The 3,629-nt window shown below is 66.3% G+C and carries 3 protein-coding genes; 2 read left to right on the top strand and 1 reads right to left on the bottom strand.

The features are described 5' to 3' along the window. On the bottom strand, positions 1-286 hold a 286-nt coding region (locus ACOJTD_RS03020; protein WP_420131461.1), incomplete at its 3' end, for a triose-phosphate isomerase. Between the two features lie 255 nt (positions 287-541). Here ACOJTD_RS03020 and ACOJTD_RS03015 point away from each other — a divergent pair. Both ACOJTD_RS03015 and trpD read left to right on the top strand, forming a co-directional pair. Beyond that, positions 542-2,440 carry a peptidyl-prolyl cis-trans isomerase gene (locus ACOJTD_RS03015; RefSeq protein WP_420131460.1) on the top strand — a complete coding sequence of 633 codons (1,899 nt, stop codon included), beginning with the start codon at positions 542-544 and terminating at the stop codon, positions 2,438-2,440. Positions 2,441-2,475: 35 nt separating this feature from the next. Next, positions 2,476-3,492: an anthranilate phosphoribosyltransferase gene (trpD, locus tag ACOJTD_RS03010; protein WP_420131459.1), complete on the top strand. Its 1,017-nt coding sequence runs from the start codon at positions 2,476-2,478 to the stop codon at positions 3,490-3,492. Positions 3,493-3,629: the final 137 nt, after the last annotated feature.

The raw sequence follows: 3,629 nt of genomic DNA, 5'->3' as shown, positions 1-3,629 counted from the left end.
CGTCGGCCAGCATCTCGGCCGACAAGTCGCCGGTATGGGCGCCGGAAGCGTTGATGTGGCAATCCTGAGCGCCGATCGCGACCTTGAGGCCACCGCCCTCGTTGGAGGCTGCGAGCTTATCGGCAAAGGCGGCGATCAGCGTCGCCGGCGGGCAGACCAACAGATCGATTCCCGGCGAAAGCTCAGCCGCGCCCGCCAACATTGCCTCGAATTCCGATGAAGCCGCCTTGAGGCCGTTCATCTTCCAGTTTCCGGCAATCAGCGGACGAACGGCGTGGACCGGCATGGACACTCTCACATTACGGGGTTGCACAATGTCGCTAGCAGAGCCGTTTACGATGCTCAAGGCCGCGTGATCGCGCAGGCGTGCGACGAGCGAACAGCAGCTTCTCAAGGCGGTAGCCCCGGCCGGCGATGCGGGGCCGCGGTCGGTTGCGACGCTATCTCCGGCATTTTATGATGGATTTCCAAGCCGGCGACGCTAATTTGCGCCTCCGCGCGTCCGAGCGCGGCCGGTTCCCTCCTGCAAAAAAGTGGCTCCATGCTTCGCGGAATTCGCAACGCCTCATCCAACTGGGTCGGCAAGACCATCATGACCATCGTGATGGGCGTGCTGATCATCAGCTTCGGTGTCTGGGGCATTGCCGACATCTTCCGCGGATTCGGCCGATCGACGCTGGCCTCGATCGGCAGCACCGATATCTCCACGGAGCAGTTCCGCCAGACCTACAATGACCGTCTGCAGCAGATCGGCCGGCAGTTCGGCCGGCCGCTGACGCCCGACCAGGCGCGCGCCTTCGGCATCGACCGTCAGGTGCTGCAGCAGGTGATCGCCGAGGCCGCCCTCGACGAGCAGGCGCGGCGTCTCGGGCTCGGCCAGTCCGACGAAGACACGATGAAGAGCGTTCTGGCAGACCCGAACTTCAAGGGGGCCAACGGTGCGTTCGATCCGAATCGTTTCCAGCAGGTGATCCGCCAGTTCGGCTTCACAGAGCAGCGCTACATGACCGAGCAGCGCAAGGTCGCGCTGCGCCGGCAGATTGCAGGCACCGTGACGGCCGGTCTCGCTGTTCCGGCCACGATGCTGCAGGTGGCCAGCCAGTTTCAGAACGAGCAGCGCGCGATCGATTACCTGAAGCTGACCGAGGCGCAGGTCGGCACCATCGATCCGCCCTCCTCCGAGGCGCTTACCGCGTTCTACGATCAGCACAAGGCACAGTTCCGCGCGCCCGAATATCGCAAGATCGCCTATGTGATGCTGACGCCGGATTCGGTCGCCAAGTGGACCGACGTGTCGGACGACGACGCCCGCAAGGTCTATGAGGAGCGCAAGGACAAGCTGTCGACGCCGGAGCGGCGGCAGGTGTCGCAGATTGTCTTCCCGAACGCCGAAGACGCCGACGCCGCGCGCAAGAAGATCACCGAGGGGATCTCGTTCGAGGACATCGGGACGCAGCGCGGGTTGAAGCCGGCCGATGTGGAGCTCGGACTCGTCAGCAAGGCCGACATGCTCGACCCGGCGGTCGCGAACGCCGCGTTCTCGCTGCCGGTCAATGAAGTCAGCCAGCCGATCAAGGGCGCGTTCGGTACGGCGCTGGTTCGGGTCTCGAAGATCGAGCCGGGGGTGCAGCCGAGCTACGAGAGCGTGGCCCAGACCATCAAACGCGAGATCGCGCTCGACCGCGCCAGGGCCGAGGTGCAGAGCCAGCACGACAAGATGGAAGACGCCCGCGCCGGCGGCGCCAACGTCATCGAAGCCGCGAAGACTCTCGGCCTCAATGCGGTGACGATCGAGGCCGTCGACCGCTCCGGCCGAGGCCCGAACGGTCAGCCGGTCAAGGACATCCCGCAGGGTCTCGACCTCACCACGCAGGCATTCAATGCAGACGTCGGAGTCGACACCGACGCGATCAGCTATCAGAACGGCTATGTCTGGTTCGACGTGCTCGGCGTGACGCCGTCGCACGAGCGCAGCCTCGACGAGGTGAAGGATCAGGTCGAAGCCCGCTGGCGCGCCGAGCAGATCACCGAGCGGCTGCGCAAGATGGCCAGCGAGCTGGTGCAGAAGCTCGGTGCCGACGGCAAGCTCGCTGACGTGGCTCCGGCCGGCGTGACGGTCGAGACCGCCACCGGCCTCAAGCGCGAAGGCACCGCCAGCGTGCCGGCCAATGTAGTCGAAGCCGTGTTCAAGACCGCCAAGGATGGCACGGGCCAGAGCCAGGGCGGCAGCGGCACCGAATGGTACGTGTTCCGCGTCACCGACGTGACGGTGCCGCCGGTCGACCTGGCGTCGGCTGACGTCACCAAGCTGAAGGACGCCTTGATCCAGCGGATCACCGACGAGCAGGTCGGCGAATATATTGCTTGGCTCGAGAAGGACCTCGGTACCAAGATCAACGAGCAGGCGTTCGCGCAGGCGACGGGGGCGGCGAGCAACTGAGGCGGCCAGATCGCGTCGGTGCGCCGTGTGGGGACATGATTGATTTCAAAGCAGTAATCGGCAAGGTCGCGACCGGCGCGACGTTGACGCGGGACGAAGCGGCGAGCGCGTTCGACGCCATGATGTCGGGCGACGCGACGCCGTCGCAGATGGGCGCGCTGCTGATGGGCCTGCGGGTCCGCGGCGAGACCGTGGACGAGATCACCGGTGCGGTGACGACGATGCGGTCGAAGATGCTGACCGTCGACGCGCCGGCCGACGCGGTCGATGTCGTTGGCACCGGCGGCGACGGCTCCGGCTCGGTCAACGTATCGACCTGCGCCTCCTTCATCGTCGCTGGCTGCGGTGTGCCAGTCGCCAAGCACGGCAACCGCGCATTGTCGTCGAAATCCGGCGCCGCCGACGTGCTGAACGCGCTCGGCGTCAAGATCGACATCACCCCCGAGCAGGTCGGCCGCTGCGTCCACGAGGCCGGCATCGGCTTCATGTTCGCGCCGACGCATCATCCGGCGATGAAGAACGTCGGCCCGACCCGCGTCGAACTCGCCACCCGGACGATCTTCAACCTGCTCGGCCCGCTGTCGAACCCGGCCGGTGTGAAGCGCCAGATGATCGGCGTATTCTCACGGCAATGGGTGCAGCCGCTGGCGCAGGTGCTGAAGAATCTCGGCTCCGAAGCGATCTGGGTGGTGCACGGCTCCGACGGACTGGACGAGATCACCCTCGCCGGCCCGACCGCCGTCGCGCAGCTCAAGAACGGCGATATCACAAGCTTCGAGATCAGCCCGGAGGACGCTGGGCTGTCGCGCGCACCCGCCGAGGCGCTGAAGGGCGGCGACGCCGAGGCTAACGCGGTGGCGCTCCGCGCCGTGCTGGAAGGCATGCCGGGGCCGTATCGCGACGTCGCGGTGCTCAATGCGGCGGCGACGCTGATCGTTGCCGGCAAGGCCAAGGACCTGAAGGAAGGCGTCGCGCTGGCCACCCAGTCGATCGACAGCGGCGCGGCGGAAGCGCGGCTGAAGAAGCTGATCGCGGTCTCCGCGGCGGCTTGAAGTATCAGTTGCCGTCATGCCCGGGCCTGGCCCGGGCATCCACGCCTTGGGGCCGGCGCAACGGTGAAGGCGTGGATGGCCGGGACAAGCCCGGCCATGACGAGAAAATGACCCGATCAAGCAGTAGGTAGCAGAGC

This window comes from Rhodopseudomonas sp., assembly GCF_048594845.1.
In the GTDB taxonomy this organism is placed as follows: domain Bacteria; phylum Pseudomonadota; class Alphaproteobacteria; order Rhizobiales; family Xanthobacteraceae; genus Rhodopseudomonas.
Note: the sequence above shows the minus strand (reverse complement) of the source record. Positions and strands in the feature narration are given on the sequence as shown.

Coding starts and splice junctions, on each gene's coding strand:
- ACOJTD_RS03015 (WP_420131460.1), top strand. CDS start 542: ATGCTTCGCGGAATTCGCAACGCCTCATCCAACTGGGTCGGCAAGACC.
- trpD (WP_420131459.1), top strand. CDS start 2,476: ATGATTGATTTCAAAGCAGTAATCGGCAAGGTCGCGACCGGCGCGACG.